21 protein-coding genes are annotated in these 23,630 nt (G+C 72.9%); 8 read left to right on the top strand and 13 right to left on the bottom strand.

Translation table 11 applies throughout. The annotated features are described in order from the left end of the window. The 4 genes from IO24_RS0110780 to IO24_RS0110765 form a co-directional block, all read left to right on the top strand. On the top strand, positions 1 to 2,045 hold a 2,045-nt coding region (locus IO24_RS0110780; RefSeq protein ID WP_037667734.1), incomplete at its 5' end, for a condensation domain-containing protein. A 64-nt stretch (positions 2,046 to 2,109) separates the two neighbouring features. Continuing rightward, positions 2,110 to 2,364, top strand: a complete 255-nt coding sequence (locus IO24_RS0110775; protein ID WP_051905886.1) for an acyl carrier protein — start codon at positions 2,110 to 2,112, stop codon at positions 2,362 to 2,364. Further along, positions 2,361 to 3,548: an acyl-CoA dehydrogenase family protein gene (locus IO24_RS0110770; protein ID WP_045296281.1), complete on the top strand. Its 1,188-nt coding sequence runs from the start codon at positions 2,361 to 2,363 to the stop codon at positions 3,546 to 3,548. The genes IO24_RS0110775 and IO24_RS0110770 overlap by 4 nt, the downstream gene beginning before the upstream one ends. Beyond that, positions 3,538 to 4,575, top strand: coding sequence for an HAD-IIIC family phosphatase (locus IO24_RS0110765; RefSeq protein WP_051905885.1), 1,038 nt, complete (start codon positions 3,538 to 3,540; stop codon positions 4,573 to 4,575). The genes IO24_RS0110770 and IO24_RS0110765 overlap by 11 nt, the downstream gene beginning before the upstream one ends. Here the strand turns inward: IO24_RS0110765 and IO24_RS0110760 are convergent. The 6 genes from IO24_RS0110760 to IO24_RS0110735 all read right to left on the bottom strand — a co-directional run bounded on the left by IO24_RS0110760 (position 4,552) and on the right by IO24_RS0110735 (position 13,731). After that, the gene (locus IO24_RS0110760; protein WP_031134388.1) at positions 4,552 to 5,154 is read right to left on the bottom strand and encodes a 1,2-dihydroxy-3-keto-5-methylthiopentene dioxygenase; all 603 of its coding nucleotides are present in this window, start codon (positions 5,152 to 5,154) and stop codon (positions 4,552 to 4,554) included. The two genes, IO24_RS0110765 and IO24_RS0110760, sit on opposite strands and share 24 nt — an antisense overlap. A 204-nt stretch (positions 5,155 to 5,358) precedes the next feature. Continuing rightward, the gene (locus IO24_RS40550) at positions 5,359 to 6,993 is read right to left on the bottom strand and encodes an SWIM zinc finger family protein (protein ID WP_420823216.1); all 1,635 of its coding nucleotides are present in this window, start codon (positions 6,991 to 6,993) and stop codon (positions 5,359 to 5,361) included. Between the two features lie 1,232 nt (positions 6,994 to 8,225). After that, the gene (locus tag IO24_RS0110750) at positions 8,226 to 11,057 is read right to left on the bottom strand and encodes a DEAD/DEAH box helicase (RefSeq protein ID WP_031134386.1); all 2,832 of its coding nucleotides are present in this window, start codon (positions 11,055 to 11,057) and stop codon (positions 8,226 to 8,228) included. A gap of 86 nt (positions 11,058 to 11,143) precedes the next feature. Next, entirely contained in the window at positions 11,144 to 11,725 is a 582-nt protein-coding gene (locus IO24_RS0110745) for a hypothetical protein (protein ID WP_031134385.1), read from the bottom strand. Beyond that, positions 11,722 to 12,870, bottom strand: coding sequence for an ROK family glucokinase (locus IO24_RS0110740; protein WP_031134383.1), 1,149 nt, complete (start codon positions 12,868 to 12,870; stop codon positions 11,722 to 11,724). Before IO24_RS0110740 ends, IO24_RS0110745 begins: the two co-directional genes overlap by 4 nt. A gap of 123 nt (positions 12,871 to 12,993) precedes the next feature. After that, positions 12,994 to 13,731 carry a GntR family transcriptional regulator gene (locus IO24_RS0110735; RefSeq protein WP_107062936.1) on the bottom strand — a complete coding sequence of 246 codons (738 nt, stop codon included), beginning with the start codon at positions 13,729 to 13,731 and terminating at the stop codon, positions 12,994 to 12,996. A 128-nt stretch (positions 13,732 to 13,859) separates the two neighbouring features. Here IO24_RS0110735 and IO24_RS0110730 point away from each other — a divergent pair, with 128 nt between their 5' ends. Continuing rightward, positions 13,860 to 14,882, top strand: coding sequence for a Gfo/Idh/MocA family protein (locus tag IO24_RS0110730; RefSeq protein ID WP_031134379.1), 1,023 nt, complete (start codon positions 13,860 to 13,862; stop codon positions 14,880 to 14,882). 16 nt (positions 14,883 to 14,898) lie between these two features. On the opposite strand, the gene IO24_RS0110725 is transcribed toward IO24_RS0110730, so the two are convergent. Further along, positions 14,899 to 15,573: a response regulator transcription factor gene (locus IO24_RS0110725; protein WP_031134377.1), complete on the bottom strand. Its 675-nt coding sequence runs from the start codon at positions 15,571 to 15,573 to the stop codon at positions 14,899 to 14,901. Between the two features lie 105 nt (positions 15,574 to 15,678). Next, positions 15,679 to 16,953, bottom strand: coding sequence for a sensor histidine kinase (locus tag IO24_RS0110720; protein ID WP_420823215.1), 1,275 nt, complete (start codon positions 16,951 to 16,953; stop codon positions 15,679 to 15,681). Positions 16,954 to 17,131: 178 nt separating this feature from the next. On the opposite strand from IO24_RS0110720, the gene IO24_RS0110715 reads away from it, so the two are divergent. Beyond that, positions 17,132 to 17,332 carry a hypothetical protein gene (locus tag IO24_RS0110715; protein ID WP_031134373.1) on the top strand — a complete coding sequence of 67 codons (201 nt, stop codon included), beginning with the start codon at positions 17,132 to 17,134 and terminating at the stop codon, positions 17,330 to 17,332. Positions 17,333 to 17,370: 38 nt separating this feature from the next. Here IO24_RS0110715 and IO24_RS0110710 read toward each other — a convergent pair whose 3' ends face one another. Together IO24_RS0110710 and IO24_RS0110705 are read right to left on the bottom strand one after the other, a co-directional pair. Beyond that, positions 17,371 to 17,766, bottom strand: coding sequence for a ribonuclease domain-containing protein (locus IO24_RS0110710; protein WP_031134372.1), 396 nt, complete (start codon positions 17,764 to 17,766; stop codon positions 17,371 to 17,373). A gap of 108 nt (positions 17,767 to 17,874) precedes the next feature. After that, positions 17,875 to 18,501 carry a dihydrofolate reductase family protein gene (locus IO24_RS0110705; RefSeq protein ID WP_031134370.1) on the bottom strand — a complete coding sequence of 209 codons (627 nt, stop codon included), beginning with the start codon at positions 18,499 to 18,501 and terminating at the stop codon, positions 17,875 to 17,877. Positions 18,502 to 18,718: 217 nt separating this feature from the next. Between IO24_RS0110705 and IO24_RS0110700 the strand changes: the two genes are divergently transcribed. Beyond that, entirely contained in the window at positions 18,719 to 19,462 is a 744-nt protein-coding gene (locus IO24_RS0110700) for an SDR family oxidoreductase (RefSeq protein ID WP_031134368.1), read from the top strand. 52 nt (positions 19,463 to 19,514) lie between these two features. Here IO24_RS0110700 and alc read toward each other — a convergent pair whose 3' ends face one another. Together alc and allB are read right to left on the bottom strand one after the other, a co-directional pair. After that, positions 19,515 to 20,630, bottom strand: coding sequence for an allantoicase (gene alc, locus IO24_RS0110695; RefSeq protein WP_031134366.1), 1,116 nt, complete (start codon positions 20,628 to 20,630; stop codon positions 19,515 to 19,517). A gap of 37 nt (positions 20,631 to 20,667) precedes the next feature. Next, entirely contained in the window at positions 20,668 to 22,008 is a 1,341-nt protein-coding gene (allB, locus tag IO24_RS0110690; RefSeq protein WP_031134364.1) for an allantoinase AllB, read from the bottom strand. Positions 22,009 to 22,244: 236 nt separating this feature from the next. Between allB and IO24_RS0110685 the strand changes: the two genes are divergently transcribed. After that, positions 22,245 to 23,042 (top strand): IclR family transcriptional regulator, encoded by a 798-nt coding sequence (locus IO24_RS0110685; RefSeq protein WP_031134362.1) that lies wholly within the window; start codon positions 22,245 to 22,247, stop codon positions 23,040 to 23,042. A 170-nt stretch (positions 23,043 to 23,212) separates the two neighbouring features. Here the strand turns inward: IO24_RS0110685 and IO24_RS0110680 are convergent, their stop codons facing one another. Next, positions 23,213 to 23,542, bottom strand: a complete 330-nt coding sequence (locus tag IO24_RS0110680; RefSeq protein WP_037667687.1) for a DUF5955 family protein — start codon at positions 23,540 to 23,542, stop codon at positions 23,213 to 23,215. Positions 23,543 to 23,630 lie beyond the last annotated feature (88 nt).

Below are 23,630 nucleotides of genomic sequence, written 5' to 3'. Positions count from 1 at the left end.
TGGCGGCCTGTCCCGGGGTGGTGGCTGCGGCGGCCGTGATCCGTGAGGACCGGCCCGGTGACCGGCGCCTGGTCGGCTACGTCGTACCCGACGCCGATGCCGAGCCCCAACCCACGGCGATACGCGGGCGGTTGGCCGGTCGGCTGCCCGACTACATGGTTCCCGCAGCGGTCGTCACCGTCAGCGAACTGCCTCTGACGCCCAGCGGGAAGCTGGACCGCAAGGCGCTGCCCGCGCCGGACTACACGAGCGCCGCCACCCCCACCCGCGCCCCCGGCACCCCGCAGGAGAAGGCCCTCACCGCTCTCTTCGCCGAAGTCCTCGGCCTCGACCCAGCCCGCATCGGCGTCGAGGACGGCTTCTTCGCCCTCGGTGGCGACAGCATCAGTTCCATCGTGCTGGTCAGCCGCGCCCGTGAGCAGGGCCTCGGCCTCTCACCCCGCGACATCTTTCAGCACCACACGCCCAGACAACTGGCGCATGTCGCCCAGCGGTTGACGGACGGCGGCGGCACCGCCTCGGAGGCGGACGACGGCACCGGTCTGGTGCCGCTGACCCCCATCATGCGGTGGCTCGTCGAGCCGGAGCACGCGTTCGAGGCGTTCTTCCAGTCGCGACTGGTGCAAGTCCCCGCGGGCATCGACCACGACCGGCTGGCCGAGATCCTGCAAGCCCTCATCGACCGTCACGACGTACTGCGGGCCCGTCTGACAGGGGACGGCGCCCAGGACGACTGGGCCCTGCGCATCCCTCCGGCGCGGAGCCCGCAGGCGCTTACGGCCGCCGAGGCCCTGTTGCGGGTGGACTGCGCCGGTACGACCGCGGCCGAGCGCGAACGGCTGCTCGCAGAACACGCCATGCGGGCAAACGGCCGTCTGGCGGCGCGTGACGGAGTCATGCTGCAGGCCGTCTGGTTCGACCACGGCTCCCAGGAGCCGGGCCGCCTGTTGCTCACCATCCACCATCTGGTCGTGGACGGCGTCTCGTGGCGCATCCTCCTGCCCGATCTCGCCGCCGCGGGCACAGCCGTACTCGCCGGGCGGACCCCGGAGCTGGCGCCGGTGCCGACCTCATTCAAGCGCTGGGCGGAGCAACTCCGCGCGCTCGCCGGCGAGCCCCGCGGCACAACCTCCCTGCGACACTGGACCGAGACTCTCTCCGTCTCCGAACCGACCCTCGGCGTACGCAGGTTGAGTGCGCACGACACGGCGGAGCAGCTCGACACGTTGCGCGTCACGGTGCCGGTGGCGCTGTCGGAGGCGCTGCTCACGCGGGTGCCCGGCGCGTTGCACGCCGGAGTGGAGGACATCCTAGTGACGGCGTTCGTGCTCGCGCTGGCCCAGTGGCGGACCGCGCATGGCACGGTGGGCGTCTCCGGGGTGACATCCGTCCTGGTCGATGTCGAAGGGCACGGCCGGGAGAGTCTGTTCGCGGATGCCGACACCTCGCGGACGGTGGGCTGGTTCACCGCCATGGCCCCGGCGCGGCTCGATCCCGGCAGGGTGTCGTGGGGCGAGGTCAGGCGGGGCGGGAAGGCCGTCGGTCGGGCTCTGCAGCGGATCAAGGAGCAGCTGCGCACCTCGTCCGAGCTGCGCATCGAGTATGGGCTGTTGCGCTACCTCAACCCGGAGACCGAACCGGTGCTCTCCGCGCTCCCCGGGGCACAGGTGGCGTTCAACTACTTCGGGCGGGTCGGCGTGGGCCGTACCCACCCTGCCGCGGACTGGCAGCAGGTGGACGGCAATCCGGCCACTGGCGGCCTCGATCCCCGGATGCGTCTGACGCATGCGCTGATGGTCAACGCGGCGGCAGCGGACGGCCCGTCGGGCCCGGAACTGTCGGCGACGTGGTCGTGGCCGCGTGACGTGCTGGCCCGCGAGGACGTGGAGCGGCTCGGCGAGGGCTGGGTCACGCACCTCAAGGCGCTGGCCGCGCACGCCGACGGCCCCGACACGGTCGGCAGGACGCCATCGGACCTGTCCCTCGTCAGCCTCAGCCAGGACCAGATCAGCCGGCTTGAGAAGAAGTGGCGTACGAGGCGGTGACGCCCTCGCGCGCGTTCCCGCCACCGCCCTGTTTTGATCATGTGAATTGGAGTGTGATGTCACAGTGACCGCCGTCTACGAGGACGAGGCCGTCCGTTCCCGTGTTCTCGAATTCCTGTTGCGGTACGTGGACGACCCGGCCGAGCTGGAAGGCATGCAGCTGATCACCGGCGGGGTCCTCAGCTCTCTGGCGACCGTTGCGCTCATCAGTCACCTCGAGAAGGAGTTCGGCATCGAGGTGGACGACGACGACCTGGAGCTCGAGAACTTCGACACGCTGGACAGCATCGTGCAGTTCGTGCGGGGGAAGCGGCCATGAGTCAGCCACCGCCGACCGCGGACGAGCTGGGTCGACAGCTGCTGCCGCTGGCCGACGAGATCGAGACCGCGAAGGCGGTACCGCCGGGCGTCCTCAAGGCGGTGGCCCACTCAGGTGCGCTGGCCGCGATGGTGCCCGCGGAGTACGGCGGACGCCCCCTGAGCCATGTCGAGTACGGCGAGCTGAACCGGGCGGTGGCCCGCACCTCGGCGTCACTGCAGAGCCTGCTGACCGTGCACGGAATGGTGTGCGCGAGCCTGAGCCGGTGGGCGCCCGAGGGCACCCGCAAGGGGCTGCTGCCGCGCCTTGCCTCCGGTGAGCTCCTGGGGGCGTTCGGACTCACCGAGGACAGTGCGGGCAGTGACGCCCAGGCCATCGAGACGACGGCGACGCCGGAGGACCCGGAAGACGCCGGTGCCGCGGATGCCGTGTGGCGCCTGGACGGTGTGAAGCGCTGGCTGTCCTTCGGTCAGGTCGCCCACTGCTTCCTGGTCTTCGCCAAGCACGGCGACCGCAGCGTGGGCTTCCTCGTCCAGCGGGACGACCCGGGGGTCACGGTCGTTCCGAGCCCCGGCACCAGTGGCTTCCGCAGCGCCATGCTGGCCGATCTGCACCTGGACGGCTGCCGTGTCCCCGCCGAGCGGATGGTGGGCCGCCCCGGCTTCGGCGTGACCCAAGTGGCCGGCAGTGCCCTGTCGTTGGGCCGGCTCTGTGTCGCCTACGGCTCCCTGGGGCTCGCCGAGGCGTGCTGCGACGCGATGCTCGGCCACACCAGCAGCCGCAAGCAGTTCGGCGGGCGGCTGATCGATCTGCAGCTCGTCCGCGGTCTCGTCAGCGACGCCGTGGTCGACACCGAGGCGGCGCGGCTGCTGTGCGCGCAGGCGGCGCGGGCCATGGACGCCCAGGACGACTGGCTGATACAGCACGTACTGACCGCCAAGCTGGCGGCGTCCCGCGCGGCGGGCACGGCATCGGCCGCGGCCGCCCAACTCCACGGCGCGGCGGGCCTGGTGGACGGGAGCCCGGTGGACCGCTGGGTGCGGGACGCACGCGTCATGCAGGTCATCGAGGGCAGCACACAGCTGCTGCAACATCTGCTGGCCGAAGAGAGCCTGCAGCGTTTCCGGGTACGCCGTCGGCACCCGCGGTATCCCTTCGCACAAGGAGCTGATCGTGTCGAGTGAACTGGTGAAATGTGTCGTCTGGGACCTGGACGACACCGTGTGGGACGGCGTGCTGTCCGAGGGGTGCGGAGTAGAGCTGCGTCCCGGCGTCCGTGCGCTGATCGACGCGCTCGACCAGCGCGGCATCCTGCAGTCGATCGTCAGCAAGAACGACGAGAAGGCGGCGCTCGCCGAGCTCGAACGGCTGGGGATCCGCCAGTACTTCCTCGTCCCCCACGTCTCGTGGCAGCCGAAGTCCGAACTGCTCCAGGGCATCGCGAAGCGGCTCAACATCGGGCTCGACACTGTGATGTTCATCGACGACTCCGCCTTCGAGCGGGCCGAGGTCGAGTTCGCACACCCGCAGGTGCGGTGCGTGGACGCCGCCGAGATCGCGGACCTGCTCGACCGGCCGGAGCTCTCCCGGCCGGTCACGGAGGACGGGCGCGGCCGCCGAATGATGTACATGCAGGCGGAGGAACGCAGCGAGTACGAGAAGTCGTACGCCGGGCCGCAGGTCGAGTTCCTCAGATCGCTCCGGATGCGTCTCACCCTCGCGGTGGCCACCGCCGAGGACCTGGAGCGCGCCGCCGAGCTGACCGAGCGTACCCACCAGCTCAACACGACCGGTCTGACGTTCTCCAAGGCGGAGCTGCGCGAACTGATGGACCGGCCGGACCAGACGCTCCTGGTCGCCCGCCTGGAGGACCGCTTCGGCGCATACGGCACGATCGGCCTCACTCTGGTCGGCACGACGGCCGAAGAGTGGCGTATCCGGCTGTTCCTGATGTCCTGCAGGGTGATGGGCCGCAACGTCGGCGGCGCGATCCTGCGGTATCTGGCCAAGTCCGCCGAGGCCGAACAGGTGCGGCTGACGGCGGACTTCAAACCCACCCAGGTCAACAAGCCGATGTACACGGTCTACCGCCTGGCCGGCTTCAAGAAGACCGCGGCCGAGGGCCCGGCACAGGTACTGGAGATGGCGCCCGGACTGCAGCACGGCTACCCCGACTACCTCACTCTGTCACTGCCCGACGCCAAGGACTGATGTCCCGCGCGTCGCCATCAGCGCGTCGAAGTCGGGGAACTTCAAGGCGATGTCACTGCCGGTGAAGTTCCCGACCCAGCCGTCCTCTTCATGGAAGAAGCGAATGACCGTGAACGACGGCGAAGCCCCCATGTCGAACCAGTGCCTGGTCCCCCGCGGTACCCCCAGCAAGTCCCCGGCCTCGCACAGCACGGCATGCACCTCACGGTCGATGTGCAGATAGAAGGCCCCCGCGCCCGCTACGAAGAACCGCACCTCGTCGTCATCGTCATGGGTGTGCTCCATGAGGAACTTTTTCCGCTCGGCCTTGGCGGTCAACCGCCATCCCAGATCCTTCCGCGGCCGCAACCCGACGACGTCGACGGTGGCGAACCCCTCGGCGGCGACCAGACCGTCCACGGCGTCGCCGTACGCACGCAACACCGCCTCGGGGTCGGGCTCTTCGGGCCCCTCACGCAACGGCCACTGTTCGTAACGAACCCCGGCGGGTGCCAGCACAGCGTCGATCTCAGCGGGATCGGTGGTGCGGCGTAAGACTGTGCCAGGGCCGGATTCCGGCCACGTGGTCAACAGGGTCAAGGCACACTCCTCAAGGCGTAGGCAACTCACGGCCATCGGCCACGGTAACCCGTTGATCGGTTCCCGAGGACGCGATCGGCGAAGCAATTCATCGTCCCGCGAGCCGTGGTCAGCGACCGGAATGTGCTCCGGCAGGCCGGGCCGCCTCCCCTCGCCTCGTCGAACGGCTCGCCCCCGGTCGGCACCGCACCATCGGGGGCGCCCTCAGAGGTCGCTCGGCAGGCCGAGACCCGTGAGGGCGCCCACCGGATCCAGGTCGGGGGTGCCTCTCGGCCACCAGTCGTCGTGGCCCGGCTCGGACTCGTAGGCGTACCAGAGGCCGTCGCGGCCGAGACGGAGCTGGACGTGGCCCTGAGGGTGGGTGAGGTGGTTGCGCCAGGGGCGGAAGGCGGGCAGGTCGGCGGCGAGCAGGAGAGGGCGGGCCCGGTCGAACCGCCCGGCCGGCGGGTCCCACGGCTCCTCCAGTACGGCGAGGCCCTCCAGCCCGCCCTGACGCCAGGCGGCGACGGCGCGGGCCAGCTCGGGCGGGGTACGGCCCGCCGCGGAGGCGAGGGACGAGTAGAGCGCCCGGGTGCCGGCGGTGAGTCCCGCCCCGGGGCGGGCGGCTGCCAGACGGACCGCGTCCTGCCAGAAGGTCAGCTGCCCGACCGGGTCACGGCCGGTGCTGAGCAGGGCGTGGGCGCGGGCGGCGGCGTCCGTGGCCAGCTGGTCCAGCGCGAAGGGGTCCGGGCCGCCGGGCGCCGCCGGGTAGGCCGGGGGCTGCTCGGGGTGCGGGAGCGGAGGAAGGGGCGCGGGGAGAGGCCGGAGCGCGCGTGACGCGAGGACCTCCGCTGCCCGCACGCCCGGCAGGGGCGCCGGGCCCCGGTCCTGCGCGGCGCGCGCCGCGCGGGTGGCGCTCAGCCGGGACAGCGCGTCGAGCAGGTCCCGCTCACCCCGGCCGCGCAGCAGGAGCAGGACGAAGGGGTCGGCGTCGAGCAGCCGGGCGGTCTGGTAGCACAGGGCGGCAGCGTGCTTGCAGGGGTGACCGCGGTCGGGGCAGCTGCACCGGGGCTCCAGGTCGCCGGGACCGGGCAGCAGCGGCACGCCGCACTCCGCGAGGGACCGCGGCATCTCCTTGTCGAGCAGCGCGGCGATGTGCCCGGGGCGGTCGGCGGCCGCCTCCAGGAAACGGTCCCAGTCGGTGTCGTCGAGCGTGCGCAGACGTACCTGGACGCGGTAGGGGCGGGGGCGGCTGCCCTGGACGTAGGCCAGCACGAGTCCGGGTGTCACGGTGATGGCGTCGACATGCCCTTGCCCCGCGTAGCCCCGGCCGCGCTCCAGCCGCTTCACGTCCAGCGCGCCCTGCTCGAGCGCGCCGACCCAGGCGTTCCCCCACCAGCTCTCGGCGAAGCGGTCGCCGTCCCGGGGCGGGAAGGGCGGGAAGGTGCGGCGGAGTTCGTGGTCGCGGGTGGGGGCGGCCATGGAGCGGGGCGAACGGGAGGACCGGGGGGTGTACGACGCCGGGGTCACACCCGGCGTGGGGCCGACGGCCGCGGGACCCGGCGGCGCGGAGTGGCGGGGCGAGGCGTAGTCCGGAGCCGGGCTCACGCCCGAGGCCGGCACCACCGTCGCCGGGTCGTCCGCGTGCGCGACGAGGTCCGGCCCCCGACGCCCTGGGTCGTCCGCGTCCACGACAGAGTCCGTATCCCGGAGAGCCGGATCGTCCGCATGCGCGACGAACCCCGGATCCCGGGGCCCTCGGCCGTCCGCGTGCGCGACGGTGCCCGGACCCCGGGGAGCCGGGTCGTTCCCGTACTCGACAGAGCCCGGACCCCGACGCCCCGATTCGTCCCCATGCACGATGGAGCCCGGACCCCGGCGTCCCAAGTCGTCCCCGTGCTCGGCGAACTCCGGACCCCGGGGCCCCCGGTCGTCCCCGTGCACGACGGTGCCCGGACCCCAGGGAGCCGGGTCGTTCCCGTACTCGACAGAGCCCGGACCCCGACGCCCCGATTCGTCCCCATGCACGATGGAGTCCGGACCCCGGCGTCCCAAGTCGTCCCCATGCTCGGCGAACTCCGGACCCCGGGGCCCCCGGCCGTCCCCGTGCACGACGGAGCCCGGACCCCAGGGAGCCGGGTCGTTCCCGTACTCGACAGAGCCCGGACCCCGACGCCCCGAGTCGTCCCCGTGCGCGACGGAGGCCGGATCCCCGGGAGCCGGGGCGCTGGGCGTGGTCATGGCGTCCGAGGGCTCCGACGGAGGCCCCAGGGGGCTTCCGGCCGCGTCCGGCACCTCCGGGTCCGGCGCGACCGGGCCATGCCCGCTGTGCGGAGTCTCCGGGTCCGGCGCGGCCGGGCGGTGCCCGATGTGCGGGTCGGTCGGGCTTCGGTCGGCGGGGCCGTGCAGCAGGTCGGTCAGGCGGGTGGGTTCGCCGCCCTGGCCGGTCGTCCGGACCCGGTCGTCGGAGGTCGCGTCCGGCGGGCTCGGCATCCGGAAGGCGTCGGACAGCAACTGCCGTGCATCACGCGTGCCCCCGCCGGGGGCGTCCGCTCCTGCCCGCCGCGCAGCCGCCGCCCGGTCGTCCACGGCGCGCTGCCGGGCCCGGCGCCTACGGCGGGCACCTTCCCGCTCGGTCTCCTCCCGGGCCCGCCGCGCCTCGTCCCGCGCCGCGCGCAGCGCCTCGCGCGCGACGTCCGCCGCACGCGGCCCGGTACCCGCCGGGACGGAGGACCGCGCGGGGGCCGCACCGGCAGGCGTGTCCCCCGGCGTGCTCGTCGGCGAGTCGCCGGACGGCTGCGGCTCGCGTGTCGCAGCCGTCGGGGTGTCCTCGGGCACGCTGCCGGTCCCGGACGCCCCAGCGAGGTCCGGCGTACCAGCGGCCGCGGAGGCGCCGGCGGCTTCGGGGGCAGTCGTGCCCGCCCTCCGCAGGGCCTCGCGCGCCACGTCTGCCGGTCTGGGGGTTTCCTGGTCGGCGGCTGCCGCGGCCTGGGGCGGTCCCGGTCGGGGAGCCGGTGCCGGAGCGGGTTCCTGGGTGGTCCGCTCACGGGCCTCCCGCAGGGCCCGGCGGGCGTCGTCGGCAGGGCTGGGGGTCATGACGACCTCCGCAGGGACACCAGGTCGGACAGCTCCCGGTCCGTCAGTTCCGTGAGGGACGACTCGCCGGAGCCGAGGATCGCGTCGGCCAGGGCGCGCTTGGACTGGAGCATCTCTGCGATGCGGTCCTCGATGGTGCCCTCGGTGATGAGGCGGTGGACCTGTACCGGCTGGGTCTGGCCGATGCGGTAGGCGCGGTCGGTGGCCTGTTCCTCGACGGCCGGGTTCCACCAGCGGTCGAAGTGCACGACGTGGCCCGCGCGGGTGAGGTTCAGGCCGGTGCCCGCTGCCTTGAGCGACAGCACCAGGACCGGCGTCGAACCGGCCTGGAAGCGGTCCACCATGCGCTCCCGCTCGGGGACCGGCGTGCCGCCGTGGAGGAGGTCGGCCGGCACCGCGCGGGTGGCCAGATGGGAGGTGATCAGGCGGGCCATCCCGACGTACTGGGTGAAGACGAGGGCGGACCCGTCCTCCGCCAGCAGCGTGTCCAGCAGCTCGTCCAGCAGGGCGAGTTTGCCGGAGCGGGCGGCGAGCCGGTCGCCGGCGGCCGAGGTGTGTTCCTCCTTGAGGAACAGCGCCGGGTGGTTGCAGATCTGCTTCAGCGAGGTGAGGAGCTTCAGCACCAGGCCCCGGCGGGGCATGCCCTCGGCCGTCTCGATGGCGAGCATCGACTCGCGGACCACCGCCTCGTACAGCGCGGCCTGTTCGCGGGTGAGCGGGACCGGGTGGTCGGTCTCCGTCTTGGGCGGCAGTTCGGGCACGATGCCCGGGTCGGACTTCTTGCGGCGCAGCAGGAAGGGCCGGACCAGGCGGGCCAGGCGCTCCACCGCCTCCTCGTCCTCACCGTTCTCCACGGCTCGGGCGTGCCGCGCGCGAAAGGACTTCAGCGGGCCGAGGAGGCCCGGGGTGGTCCAGTCGAGCAGGGCCCACAGCTCCGAGAGGTTGTTCTCGACGGGCGTGCCGGTCAGGGCGACGCGCGCGGGGGCCGGGATCGTGCGCAGCGCCTTGGCGGTGGCCGAGTAGGGGTTCTTGACGTGCTGCGCCTCGTCGGCGACGACCATGCCCCAGGTGCGCTCGGCCAGGGCGGGGGCAGCCGAGCGCATGGTGCCGTAGGTGGTGAGGACGAATCCGCCGTCCAGGCCGTCGAGGCTGCGGTCCGGGCCGTGGAAGCGGCGGACGGGCACGCCGGGGGCGAAGCGGGTGATCTCCCGCTGCCAGTTGCCGAGCAGGGAGGCCGGGCAGACGACCAGGGTCGGTTCGCGGCGGGCCCGCTTCAGGTGCAGGGCGATGAGGGTGACGGTCTTGCCGAGTCCCATGTCGTCGGCGAGGCAGCCGCCGAGGCCGAGGGTGGTCATCAGGTCGAGCCAGGCCAGGCCCCGGAGCTGGTAGTCCCGGAGGGTGGCGCACAGGTCCGGGGGCGGTTCGGCAGGGCGGATGCCCGCGGTCAGGCGGTCGCGCAGGGTGGCCAGCGCGCCGACGGGGACGGCCTCGACCGTCTCGCCGTCCACGTCGGCCGTGCCGGTGAGGGCGACGGACAGCGCGTCGACCGGGTCGAGCAGGCCCAGGTCCCGTTTGCGGGCCTTGCGGACGAGCGCCGGGTCGACCAGCACCCACTGGTCGCGCAGCCGGACGACGGGGCGGTGGGCCTCCGCGAGCGCGTCCATCTCGGTGTCGGTGAGCGGGTCGCCGCCGAGGGCCAGCTGCCAGCGGAACTGGAGGAGGTCCTCGCTCTCGAAGAAGCCGGTGCCGTCGGTCGCCGAGCCGGGGGCCGGGCGGACCACCGCCGCGGCGGACAGGTCCTGCGCGAGGTCCCGCGGCCAGTGCACGGCGACCCCGGCCGCGGCGAGCCGGGTCGCCGCGACCCCGAGCAGATCGCTCAGCTCGTCCTCGGTCAGGGCCAGCACGTCGGGCACGTCCTGGTCGGCGAGCCGGTCGAGCGGGGGCCAGACCCGGGCCGCCCGGCGGACGGCGAGGGCCGCGTCCACGCGGGCGCGGGGTCCGAAGGCGTCGGCGGCCGCGCCCGCCCACAGGGCAGCCGCGTCGGCCACGAGGGTGGGGTCGGCGAGGCTGTGCACCTGGACGATCGCCGCGCCGGCACTGCGGGCACCGCCGCCAGAGGCGTCGTCGAACAGGTCGTACGCCGACAGGTCCAGGCGGAGCGAGATCCGCACGCCGGCGTCCATGCCGGCGGCGACCTCGGCGGCCCAGTCGTGGGCGGTGGGCAGGTGCTGGGCCTCGCGGGCGGCGAAGGGCCTGCCGGAGGTGTGCGGCGCGGCCGGGGTGCGGGGCAGGGTGTCGGCGACCGCGTCCAGGAAGGCGCGGACCAGCGCTTCCGGCTCGGGCAGCCGGATCGGGCCGGGGCCGGACAGCGGCACGGCGTGGCCCTCGTAGGGCAGGGCGGCGGCCACCGCGCGCAGGTGCGCGATGTCGTCGGGGTCGAGGGGGCCGGCGCGCCAGGCGTCGTGTCCGGTGGAGGTGAGGCCGGGCAGTAGCCGGCCGCGGGCGGTGAGGCGCAGGGCGTGCAGCGCGGCGGCGCCCCAGCAGGCGGTGGCGGGGTGGGCCGCGGGGTCGTGCCGGGCGCGCAGCAGGAGCGGCAGGGCGGTCTCCAGCGGGAGGGACAGCGCCGGGATGGTGCGCCGCCGGACTCCCGCGCCGTGCTGTCGTACGACGGTCAGCTCGGTGTCCTGGGCGGGCAGCGGCTCGCCGTCGGGGTCCCAGAACACGACGCGCCCCTCGCGCGGGAGGGGTGCGGGCTGGAAGACGGCAGGGAGCCGGACCGGGACCGTCGCGTCCGTCGCCCGCTCGGCCGTCGGAGCCGTCTCCGCCATACGTCCTGCCACCTCCCGCCCCGCCTGTCGGATCAGTTGTCTCCGACTCTACGGGCGGGGTCTGACAATCGGCCCCGGCAGCGGGCTCAGGGCACGGTCCGGGACACGACGTACACCCAGGGGTACGCCGGGTTGGACAGGTCCACGACGACGTCGTGGGTGGGTGCCGGTTTCTTCTGCCGGTGGACGAAGCCGTACCAGGAGTCGGTCGTGGCGAATTTCCAGCCGGTGACCTTCCGGTCGCGGGCGCCGATGGTGATGTGGCCCTTCTTCAGGTCCTTCCGGGTCACGCCCAGGCCGGTCAGGTAGGCGTCCAGGCCGGCCGCGTTGGTCTCGAACTGGGCGTAGAGGCGGCTGGTCTTCCAGTTGTTGGTCTCGTAGTACGCCACGTGCCAGGCCGGGTGCGGGACGGGCACCTGGTAGATCCGGCGCTGGAGCTTGGAGGGCCAGCCCTCGGTCAGGCCGGTCGCCGAGTACTTCGCCTCCTTGTCCTTGCCGCTGTCGCGGCTCTGGTTCGCGGAGATCACCAGGTAGCCGGCCGGGATGCCGATGAGCAGCACGATGATCAGCAGGGTGAGAGCCCTGCGGCGGATCATGTGGCGGCGGTCCTCGACCGGGCGGTCCGGATCGTCGGGCCAGGGGCCCTGGTGGGGCAGGGAAGCGGTCACAGCGTCTCCTGGGTACTGCGGAGCGACTGCGCGTACCGCTCGTAGCGCTCGTACCGCTCCACGCGGCGGCGCTTGGCGCGGCGGAAGCGGCGGGCGACCAGCCGGGCCAGGTCGGCGGCACCGACCATGCCGGCCTCGGGGCCGAGCTGGGCCCGGACGATGCGGGCCTCGGGGCGGTAGCCGCGGCCGGTGAGGTGCCGCTTGAAGGCGTCCCGGGCGGGTCCGATGAGCAGGTCGTCCGCGGCCGAGACACCGCCGCCGATCACGAAGCAGGAGGGGTCGAGGGCGGCGGCGAGGTTGGCGATGCCGACGCCGAGCCACTGGCCGATGTCCTGGAGCAGCTCGATGCACATGGCGTCGCCGTCCCGGGCCAGCTCGGTGATCATCGGGCCGGTGATGTCGCCGATGCTGCCCTTGACGTGCTCGATGATCCCGTAGGCGACGGGCGAGTCGGCGGCGGCCAGCTCGCGGGCCTCACGGACCAGGGCGTTTCCGGAGCTGTACTGCTCCCAGCAGCCGCGGTTGCCGCACGGGCAGCGGTGGCCGCCGGGCACGACCTGCATGTGGCCGAACTCGCCGGCGACGCCGTACTTGCCGCGCTTGACCTGGCCGTCCTCCAGGATCGCGCCGCCGATGCCGGTGCCGAGGGTGATCATGACGAGGTGGTCCTCGCCGCGGCCGGCGCCGAAGCGCCATTCCGCCCAGGCGGCGGTGTTGGCGTCGTTGTCGACGAGGACGGGGACGGAGAGCCGGCCCGAGAGGCGGTCGCGGAGCGGTTCGTTGCGCCAGGACAGGTGGGGGGCGAACAGCACCCGGTTGCGGTCGGCGTCCACCCAGCCGGCCGCACCGATACCGACGGCGTGCACGTCGTGCCGGTCGGAGAGGTCCAGGACCAGCTCGGCGATGGTGTCCTCGACGACCTTGGGGCTCTTGGACTTGTCCGGGGTCTCCGTGCGGAGCATCTCCAGGATGTTGCCGTCGGCGTCGACGACGCCCGCCATCACCTTCGTGCCGCCGATGTCGATGCCGACCGTGGGCACGCGGGGGGCCGTCAGGTGCGAGCGGCGCTCCCGGGTGCCGACGGTGCGGAGCGCGGTGGCACGGCGGGAGCCGATGGGGGCGGTGAAGTCGCGGTAGGTGCTCATCGCCGCCGATTCTGCCTCACGGGGAGGCGGGGTGCGGAGCAGAGGGGTGGTGCGGATCATTGCCGAGTGCGGGCCGGTGGGGGCTTGTCACGCCGTCCCCCGCGCCCCTCAACAGCATGACCATCACGTCCGTACGAGCAGCTGGAACTCGAACGAATAGCGCGTCGGACGGTACGTGTGTGTGCCGTACTCCACTGCCCGGCCCGTGTCGTCGAACGTGACGCGTTGCATGGTGAGCAGCGGCGCGCCCGTCTCCTCGGCCAGTCGCTCCGCCTCCTCCGTCGTCGCCGCCCGGGCGCCGATGGACTGGCGGGCGCTGTGCAGGGTGATGCCCGCCGCCCGCATCAGGCGGTAGAGGCCGGTCGTCTCCAGCTGGTCGGTGTCGAGACCGATCAGGCCGGGCGGCAGAAAGTTGCAGAGGTAGGCCATGGGCTCACCGTGGGCGAGACGGAGGCGCTCGACACGGTGGACGTCGCTGTCCTCGGCGACGCCGAGTGCGGCGGCGATCTCGGCTGAGGCCGGGACGAGCTTGTTGACGAGGACCCTGGTGGCCGGGCGCTGGCCCGCCGCTTCCAGGTCGTCGTAGAGGCTGCTGAGCTCCAGCGGGCGCTTGACCTGACTGTGCACGACCTGGGTGCCCACGCCGCGGCGGCGTACGAGGAGGCCCTTGTCGACGAGCGACTGGATCGCCTGGCGGACGGTCGGCCGGGACAGGCCGAGCCGGGCGGCGAGTTCGATCTCGTTGCCCAGCAGGCTGCCTGGGGTCAGCGTGCCGTGCTCGATCGCGGCCTCCAGCTGCTGGGACAGCTGGAAGTACAACGGCACGGGAGAGCTGCGGTCCACGCTCAGCTCGAGCTGCACGGTCGGGTCCACTTCTGGTTTCGGCACGGGCCGAGCGTAGCTCCGCGCGTTGTTGACGGGAAGTCGTGTAGTCAGATTGTCCGGACATACAGATTGACAGAGGCGGGCTGTGCACGCAGTTTGTTTCCATGCGCATCGGCGTCATCGGTACGGGCCGCATCGGCACCATCCACGCGAACACGCTCAGCCGGCATCGCGATGTCGGCTCCCTGATCCTCACGGACGCGGACGCCGCCAGGGCCCAGGAACTGGCGCACCGGCTGGGCGAGACGGCGGCGCCCGGCGTGGAGGAGATCTTCCGCTGGGGGGTCGACGCCGTGGTGATCACGACGGCGACGTCGGCCCACGCCGAACTGATCGGTCGGGCAGCGCGCTCGGGTCTTCCGGTGTTCTGCGAGAAGCCCATCGCGCTCGATCTGCCGGGGTCCCTGAGCGCCATCGCCGAGGTGGAGACGGCCGGGACGGTTCTCCAGATGGGCTTCCAGCGTCGCTTCGACGCGGGATACACCGGCGCGCGCGAGGCCGTGCGGTCGGGCCGGCTGGGGCGGCTGCACACCGTGCGGGCACTGACCAGCGACCAGGCGCCGCCCGACGCCGGGTGGCTGCCGCTGTCCGGCGGGCTGTACCGGGACACGCTGATCCACGACTTCGACGTCCTGCGCTGGGTGACCGGCCGGGAGGTGGCGGACGTCTACGCCGCCGGCTCCGACGCCGGTCCGCGGATGTTCCGCGAGGCGGGCGACGTCGACACCGCCGCCGCGCTGCTCACCCTGGACGACGGCACGCTCGCCACCCTCACCGCGACCCGGATGAACGGGGCCGGCTACGACGTGCGCATGGAGCTCGCCGGGGAGCGCGACCAGATCGTGGTCGGCCTGGACGACCGTACGCCGATCGCATCCACGGAGCCGACCGGGCCGCCGGCCGCGGACAAGCCGTGGACGGGATTCCTGGAGCGGTTCGGCCCCGCCTACGAGGCGGAGCTGAACGCGTTCATCGAGGTCGTACGGGGTGAGCGGGCCAACCCCTGCGACGGGCGCGAGGCGCTGCAGGCGCTGCGGGTCGCCGAGGCGTGCGAGGTGTCACGGCGGGAGCGCAGACCGGTGCACCTCGCGGAGATCCCCGGTGGCGCCTCCTCCGCGCTGGCCTGACGGCGAGCCCTCTCGGTCAGCGCTCTTCCTGTTCCTCCAGGAGCCCGGCGTCGTAGGCGAGCAGCGCGATCTGCACCCGGTTGTTGAGGTCGAGCTTGGCCAGGATGCGCGAGACGTGGGTCTTCACGGTGGCGACGCTCATGAAAAGGCCGGTGGCGATGTCGGCGTTGGCCAGGCCGCGGCCGACCGCGACGGCGACCTCGCGCTCCCGGTCGTTGAGGACGGCCATGCGTTCCCGCGCGCGCGTGCGGCGCCTGTCGGCGGCGGTGCCGACGGCGTGCCGCATCAGCTGGCGGGTGACCGTGGGCGACAGGACCGGGTCGCCGGCCGCGACCCGGCGCACCGCCGCGACGATCTCGGCCGGCGGGGTGTCCTTGAGGACGAACCCGGCGGCGCCCACGCGCAGCGCGCACAGCACCTGTTCGTCGGCGTGGAACGTGGTGAGCACCACCACCTGCGGGGGATCCTCGCGGGTGCGCAGCCGCTCCGTGGCCGTGAGGCCGTCCACCGTCGGCATCCGGATGTCCATGAGCACGACATCCGGGCGGGTGCGGTCGACGAGGGCCTCCACCTCGGCGCCGTCGGCGGCCTCGCCGACGATCTCGATGTCGTCGGCGCCGCCCATCATGAAGGACAGCCCGGCCCGCACCAGCGGATCGTCGTCGACGAGGAGCACTCTGATCGCAGTCATGGGGTTACGTAATCACGGCCGGGCCGGGCGGCGGGCCCGGAAAGCCGGCGCCAACGCCTCGCGCAGCGCTGGGAGTTGCCGGCCGGGCGGCGGGGCAACCCGTGCTCAAGCCCACGGCAGCCACGCCCGTACCTCGAAGCCGCCCCCCGGTATGTGCCCGTGCGCCAGCCGTCCGCCCGCGAGGGTCGCCCGCTCCGTGAGGCCGATCAGGCCCTGGCCGGAGCCGGGGACGGGCGGCACCTCGCCCTCGGGCGGCGGATTGTGCACGCGGACGGTGAGGCCGGTGCCCGGAGCGCCGGTGACGGTCACCGTGACCTCCGTGCCGGGGGCGTGCTTGCGCGCGTTGGTCAGGCCCTCCTGGGCGATCCGGTAGGCGGTGCGGCCGACGGAGGACGGGGCGGCGGCGGGATGCTCCACGCGGTGGTCGAGGGAGACCTTCATGCCGGCCTCGCGGGACTCGGCGACCAGGGTGTCCAGCGCCGCGAGCGTCGGCTGCGGCCGGCCGCTGTCGTCCGGCTCGCCCGCCCGCAGCACGCCGATGATCTCCCGCAGGTCCTGAAGCGCCTCGTGCGCGCTCTCCCGGATCACGCCCGCCGCCCGGGCCGTCTCGGCCGGGGGCGCGTCGGGCCGGAACTCCAGGGCGCCCGCGTGGACGCTCAGCAGGGTCAGCCGGTGGGCGAGCACGTCGTGCATCTCCCGGGCGATGGCCTCGCGGGCGAGCCGCTGTGCCTGCTCGGCCCGCAGCCGCGCCTCCGTCTCGGCGCGCCGGGCACGGTCCCTGAGGCTCACCATGAGCTGCCGCTTGGCCCGTACGAACATGCCCCAGCCGACGATCGCCACCGTGAGCAGCGCGGCGAAGAGCACGGCCACCGGGTAGGGGACGTCGGCCTCGGGGCGCAGCCAGTAGTACAGCGGGACGAACGCCGTGTTGATGCCGCCCACCCAGGCCACATAGCGGAAGGGGCGGTGCACGGCGAGGGTGAACAGGGCGATCAGGCCCGCGCCGCCGGCGGTGTCCGAGACGAAGGTGACGGGCGTCATCGCCACGGCCAGCCCCAGCGGCCAGCGACGGCGCAGCCAGACCGCCGCGCAGGCCAGCGCGCCGAACACCTGGTCGGCGGCGGCGAGACCGGGCGGCACATGGGGGTTGGTGGCGAGCGCCTCCACTGCGGTCGCGCCCACGACCACGGCCAGCACGAAGCAGAAGAAGTCGACGACCCAGTCCCGGGCGGTACGCCGGGGCCGCCGCCCGGCTCGTGCGGCGTCGGGGTCGAGTTGGTGCAGGAGGGCCGACGGAAAGAACCATCTGCGCCCGGTGAACAGCGCGGGCGTCTCTCCCACCGGTACCGGGGAGGCGTGCCCCACGTCGTCACCACTCACGAGCGACAAATCTACGCAGCCGGGGCCCGGCCCACCCGCCCTCGGGCGGGATCGTCGACCAAAGTCGTCCCGTCGCAGACTTTCGATGCGGCCGCGGCTCCGGAGCGGGGACTTCCGTCCCCGGGTGCCCGTCCCGCGGGCGATGTGCGTGGGGGGCCCGCGGGACGAGTCTGGCGGCATGAAGCAGGTACTGGAGATCGTCGGCTTCCTCGCCCTCGTCCAGGGCGTGGCGGGCCTGGTGCACGAGTTCACCGACTGGAACTGGGGCCTGGTGCAGCGCCTGGGGTTCCTCGACGGCTACGAGCTCTACGCGAGCGTCGCGCTGCTCGTGCTGGGCGTCGCCCTGTTTGGAGCGGCCGGGAGCCGGAAGTCCGTCTGAGCAGCGGACGGACGTCCGGCCCGCGGTCCCGGGAGGGTTCAGCAGCTGTAGTCGACCAGGTCGAACGAGGCGTAGTGGTCGGCCGTGTAGTAGTCCTCCCGGTTCTCCTCACCGGTGACGATGCGCCGTGCGCCGCGGGTGGAGGAGCCCGGGGTGATGACCGTGTACTCGTGGTAGTAGCCGGACGACTGTCCGGGCAGGATGCCTTCCCGGTTCTGGAAGACGGTGCCGTCCTGGTCGAACGGGTAGGGGCCGCCCTGCTCGATCAGGTCGAGCGTGTCGTGGGCCTGGGACGGCAGGGCGCTGTAGCAGATGTCGCCGACGGCGGTGGGGGCCGCGTCGGCCGTGGTCGCTGAGACGGTTCCGCCGACGAGGAGGGCGGACAGAAGGGCGGCTGCTGCGCCGAGCCGCGAGGCGCGTGGGGGGAAGTTCATGACGTTCATGATGACGCGCGTAGACCCTGGCATGTCAATGACAAGCCAGGAGAATTTCCTGTGAAGCCCCGTGCGTTCGCGGGGAGTTCACCCGCCCTGCGGCGGCCTTTACGCGTCCTGCGGCAGTGCGAACTCGCCGTACTCCGGGCGGCCCTTCAGGTCGTACGTCTGGATCGAGACGCCCGCGCCGGTGACGCTCCCGCCGGCGTGCTCGAACGCGGTCGGCACGGTGCCCTCCGAGAACAGCCGGAACCCGGAGCCGAGCACGACCGGGAAGGTCAGCAGGTGCAGGGTGTCGACGAGGTCGAGCGCCAGCAGCGACCGGACGAGGGCGCCGCTGCCGTGCACCTGGACCTCGCCGTCGGTGCGCTCCTTCACGGCGGCGACCTCTTCTGCGAGGTCGCCGGAGAGCACGGTCGTGCCCGCCCACGGCGGATCCGTCAGGGTCGAGGACGGCACGTACTTCGGCAGGGAGTTGAGCGGGGAGGCCACCGGGTCGCCGGGGTCGGTCACCTTGGGCCAGTAGGTGGCGAAGATGTCGTACGTACGGCGGCCGAGCAGGAAGGCGCCCGGACGCGTGAAGACCTCGCCGATGAAACGGCCGAAGTCCTCGTCGGCGTACGGGAAGCTCCAGCCGCCGTGGGTGAAGCCCCCGCGGGTGTCCTCCTGCGGCCCGCCGGGGGCCTGGTAGACGCCGTCGAGGGTGACGAAGAGGGTGGAGACGAGCTTGCCCATGGCGGGTGCCTTCCTTCCAGGTCGGACGGGATCCGCTGTCATCGGTTCAGACCCCGTCGGCACCCGCAACTCATCGCTGGGCCGTTCGCCCGCTCACGGGGCGTTCGTGGAAGCAGTTCCGGATGTGCTCCGGACGGGGAACCCCTCCCGCGGGCGCTGAGACCTCGACGTCCGTTCGCCGCCAGCGGCACGGCCGTGCGGCCGCTGGGATGGACCCATGACTTCTCAAGGAACTCTGCACGGCAAGGTGGCTCTCGTGACCGGCGGGAGCCGTGGCATCGGCGCGGCGACAGCGCTGCGCCTGGCCCGGGAGGGCGCGGACGTGGCCATCGGCTACGTGAACGGCAAGGAAGCGGCCGAGGACGTCGTACGGGCCGTGGAGGCGCTGGGGCGCCGGGCGGTTGCGCTGCGCGCGGACGCGGCGCAGGCCACGGAGGCGGCCGAAGTGGTGGACGCGGCGGCGCAGGCGCTGGGCAGGCTCGACATCCTGGTCAACAACGCCGGCGTGGGGGTGCTCGGCCCGCTGGACACCCTGTCGCTCGCGGAGGTGGACCGGGTCCTCGACGTCAACGTACGGGGCGTCTTCCTGGCCTCTCAGGCGGCCGCCGCGCGGATGCCCGAGGGCGGGCGGATCATCACGATCGGCAGTTGCATGGCCCAGCGGGTGCCGGGGCCGGGCGGGACGCTCTACGCGATGAGCAAGGCGGCCCTGGCCGGTCTGACGAAGGCGCTGGCCCGGGAACTGGGCGGGCGCGGGATCACGGCGAACGTCGTCCATCCCGGCCCGATCGACACGGACATGAACCCGGCGGACGGGCCGTACGCGGCCGGTCAGGCCGCGATGACGGCGCTGGGCCGGTTCGGGACGGCGGACGAGGTGGCGTCGATGGTCGCCCACCTGGCGGGGGCGGCGTACGTGACGGGGGCGGAGTTCTCGGTGGACGGAGGCCACGCAGCATGAGGCTCGTGGGGCGCACCGGTGCTGTCCGGCCGGTGCGCCCCACGGGCCCGGTTCAGCCGCCCAGTTCCTGGTGGCGTGCCAGCAGCCGGCTCGTGCCCTCCTGGGTCAGGGAGCCGAACAGGCGGAGCCGGGAGATGCCCCCGTCCGGGAAGATGTCCACGCGCGCGTGCGTGCCGACGGCCGGGGCCGGGAGGACGAAGCGGTGGTTGGTGTCGGGCTGGAGGCGGGTGCGGGGCAGGATCTCCTGCCACTCTCCGTCCTCGCCGTCCTTGACCGAGACCGACGCCCAGCCGGCGCTGTTGCCCTTGAGGTAAGCGGTGTCGATCTCCAGGGCGCGGATCTGTGCCTGGGCGGCCAGCCGGTAGCGGATCCAGTCGTGGCCCTGGTCGCGGCGGCGGCGGGTCTCCCAGCCGTCGTCCATCTTGCGGGAGCGGCCCGGCTGGATGGTGTTGGAGGCGGGCGAGTAGAAGAGGTTGGAGGCGTCCTCCGCCCGGCCGCCGTTCTCCAGGGCGACGACGTCGAAGGTGCCGAGCGCCTCCAGCCACGCGGGGTCCGGGACGACCTCGCCGTGGACCCGCAGGCGCGCGATGCCGCCGTCGGGGTGCTGGTTGACCCGCAGGTGGGTGAAGCGCTGCTCGACGTCGACGGCGAAGCCGTTCGCCGCATGGCCGCCGACCGGGGTGCGCGGGACGAGGGTCGTCCACTTCACGTCGTCCCCGAGGAGTTCCTCCGGCGAGGGGGAGCCCGGTACGCAGGTGCCCTCGACGGACACGGCCTGCGGGTAGTTGCCGCGGAAGTGGGCGGTGTCGACGACGATCCCGCGGATCACGCCCGGAGCCCCGAGGCGGACCAGCGCCCAGTCGTGGTCCTCCGCGGTCGGCCAGGGGTGGTCGGCGGAGGCGCCGCGGCGGCGGCGCGTCTCCCAGCCGTCCATGATCTTGCCCTTGTGCCCGAAGTGCTCGGGGTCGAACTCGGCGGGCCCGGGCACCAGCAGGTTCTCGCGCTGGGCGAAGAACTCGTCGTTGGCGGCGATGACACCGGCCCCCAGACGCCGGTCGGCGAGGTCGGCGTACTGGGTGAAGGGGAAGTCGGCGGTGCGGTAGTCCGCGTACGGGTCGCCGCCTCCGTAGGGGTTCGCGTCGCCGGTGAAGCTGGGAATCGCCGTCACGGTGATCAGTTCTGCCTTTCGAGGTCTGGGATGGGCTTCAGCTGGTTCGGGTGAGGAGCCGCCCCTTCGGTTCGGTGAACTCGCCGTCCGCGACGATGCGCTGCCCGCGCAGCCAGGTGGACTTCACGACGCCGTGCAGGGTCCTGCCCGCGTAGGCCGTGACGTGGTTGCGGTGCTGGAGGGCCACCGGGTCGACAGTGAAGGTCTCGTCGGGAGCGAGGACGGCGAAGTCGGCGTCGCGGCCCACCGCGATGGCGCCCTTGCGGTCGTCGAGCCCGACCAGTTCGGACGTGCGCGTGGACATCCAGCGCACCACGTCCTCCAGGCCGTGCCCGCGCCTGCGGGCCTCGGTCCACACCGCCGCCAGGCTCAGCTGGAGTCCGGAGATGCCGCCCCAGGCCGTGGCGAAGTCGTCGGTCTTGAGGTCGGCGGTGGACGGGGAGTGGTCGGTGACGACGCAGTCGATGGTGCCGTCGGCCAGTGCCTGCCAGAGCAGGTCCTGGTTGGCGGCCTCGCGGATCGGCGGGCAGCACTTGAACTCGCTGGCGCCGTCGGGGACTTCCTCGGCGGTGAGGGTCAGGTAGTGGGGGCAGGTCTCGACGGTGACGCGGACGCCCTCCGCCCGCGCCTGGGCGATCATCGGCAGGGCGTCGCTGGAGGAGAGGTGCAGCACGTGCACGCGCGCGTCGAGGGCCTTCGCCTCGCGGATGAGCCGGGCGATGGCGGTGTCCTCGGCGTCCCGGGGGCGGGAGGCGAGGAAGTCGGCGTACTTGGGGCCGCCCCGCTGGGGGGCCGACGAGAGCAGGTGCGGGTCCTCGGCGTGCACGATGAGCAGTCCACCGAAGGCGGCGATCTCGGCCATGGTGCGGGCGAGCTGGTCCCGCTCCAGGTGCGGGAACTCGTCCACGCCGGACGGCGACAGGAACGCCTTGAAGCCGAAGACACCGGCCTCGTGCAGCGAGCGGAGCTCCTTGACGTTGTCGGGCAGGGCGCCGCCCCAGAAGCCGACGTCGATGTGCGCCTTGTCGGCGGCGACCTGCTGCTTGGTGCGCAGGTGCGGGACGGTCGTGGTCGGCGGGAGGGAGTTGAGGGGCATGTCGACGAGGGTCGTGATGCCACCGGCCGCAGCGGCGCGGGTGGCCGTCCAGAAGCCCTCCCACTCGGTGCGGCCGGGGTCGTTGACGTGCACGTGCGTGTCGACGAGGCCGGGCAGCAGGACGTGGTCGCCCAGGTCCTCGAGGCGGGCGCTCTCCGGGACGGGCGCGTCGTGCGGGAGGACGGCCGTGATCCTGCCGTCGGTCACGGCGACGGACGCGGCACGCGTTCCCTCGGGAGTGATGACACGCGTCGAGCGCAGCACCAGTTCAGCGTCGGACACCCGAACCCCTTACTTCCGCGTAACGGAATTCAACTTTCTGTTGAAGAAGTCTTCACTCCCTCTCCCGTGCCGTCAAGGGCACACTTGACCACGGCACCCTTCGGCGAAAGTCCTGGACGTTTCCACAAAGCGGAATTAAACTTCCAGCACGCAGAACGTAGCTACGTACAAGCGGGGAGTCAACCGACTGCCGGGTAGGCTTCTGCCCTTCCCGCCCGCCCCGAAAGGAACGCGCCGTGCCGACGTCCAGCGCCAGCACCACCGACTCCGCCCGGTCCTCCGCCAACGGCGGCGTCCAGTCCCTGGAGCGCGCCTTCGACCTGCTCGAACGGATGGCGGACGCGGGCGGCGAGGTCGGCCTGAGCGAGCTGTCCGCCAGCAGCGGACTGCCCCTGCCGACCATCCACCGCCTGATGCGCACGCTGGTGGCCTGTGGGTACGTACGTCAGCAGACCAACCGGCGGTACGCGCTCGGTCCGCGGCTGATCCGCCTCGGCGAGTCGGCCTCCCGGCTGCTGGGCACCTGGGCACGGCCCTACCTCGCGCGGCTGGTCGAGGAGACCGGCGAGACGGCGAACATGGCACTGCTGGACGGGGACGAGATCGTCTACGTGGCACAGGTGCCGTCGAAGCACTCGATGCGCATGTTCACGGAGGTCGGCCGGCGGGTGCTGCCGCACTCCACGGGCGTGGGCAAGGCCCTGCTCGCCGGTTTCCCGCCGGAGGAGGTGCGGGCACTGCTCTCCCGCACGGGCATGCCCGCGGCGACGGAGAAGACGATCACGACGGCCGACGGGTTCCTCGCGGCCCTGGAGGACGTGCGCCGGCAGGGCTACGCCATCGACGACAACGAGCAGGAGATCGGGGTCCGTTGCCTCGCGGTCCCGGTCCCCGACTCCCCCACCGCGGCGGCCATCTCCATCTCCGGCCCGGCGGGCCGGGTCACGGAGGCGGCGACGGACAAGATCGTGCCGGTGCTCCAGCAGGTCGCCGGGGAGCTGTCCGAGGCGCTCGCCAGCCAGAGCCCCGCATGACGACGGCAGGCCGCGGGGCACCGTGACGCACCGCGGACCTGACGAGCCGCCAGGGGGTGTCGTTCGGATCAGACCGCAGACGACGGTCTTGCGGCTGCACGCACCAGGCCCCGCTCACTGGCGCTGACAAGCACGGTCGACACCCTGCGGCCTGATCCGGACGACCCGCCCTACCCCTCCCCGCGCACCGGCCCCCCGAAGAGATCCACCGCCCGCCGGACCTCCGTCAGCTCCGCGGACAGCGCGCTCACCGAGCCGATCGCGCCCGCGATCAGCAGGAGGGAGCGGCGCAGGCAGGGGATCTCGGGGATGCCGTCGGCGGCCACGGCGGCCAGGGCGGCCAGTTCCTCCTCGGCGATGGTCCGGTCGGCGAACTCGCCGGGATGGGCGGCCAGCCGGCGGCGCAACCGGGACACGGCGGAGCGCAGCTCCGTCACGCGCGGATCCTCGTCGCCGCCGGTCACAGGCCCCTGCCGCTTCTGCTCAACGCTCCGCAACACAGTCCTCCCCCTCGCACCCTCGTCGTGCGCGTGCCCTTCCGACACGAAGTCCCCACACCGGGCAGCGGTCGGCACCCGGCCGGTCGGT

Source organism: Streptomyces flavovariabilis, assembly GCF_000725785.1.
GTDB lineage: Bacteria > Actinomycetota > Actinomycetes > Streptomycetales > Streptomycetaceae > Streptomyces > Streptomyces hawaiiensis.
Note: the sequence above shows the minus strand (reverse complement) of the source record. Positions and strands in the feature narration are given on the sequence as shown.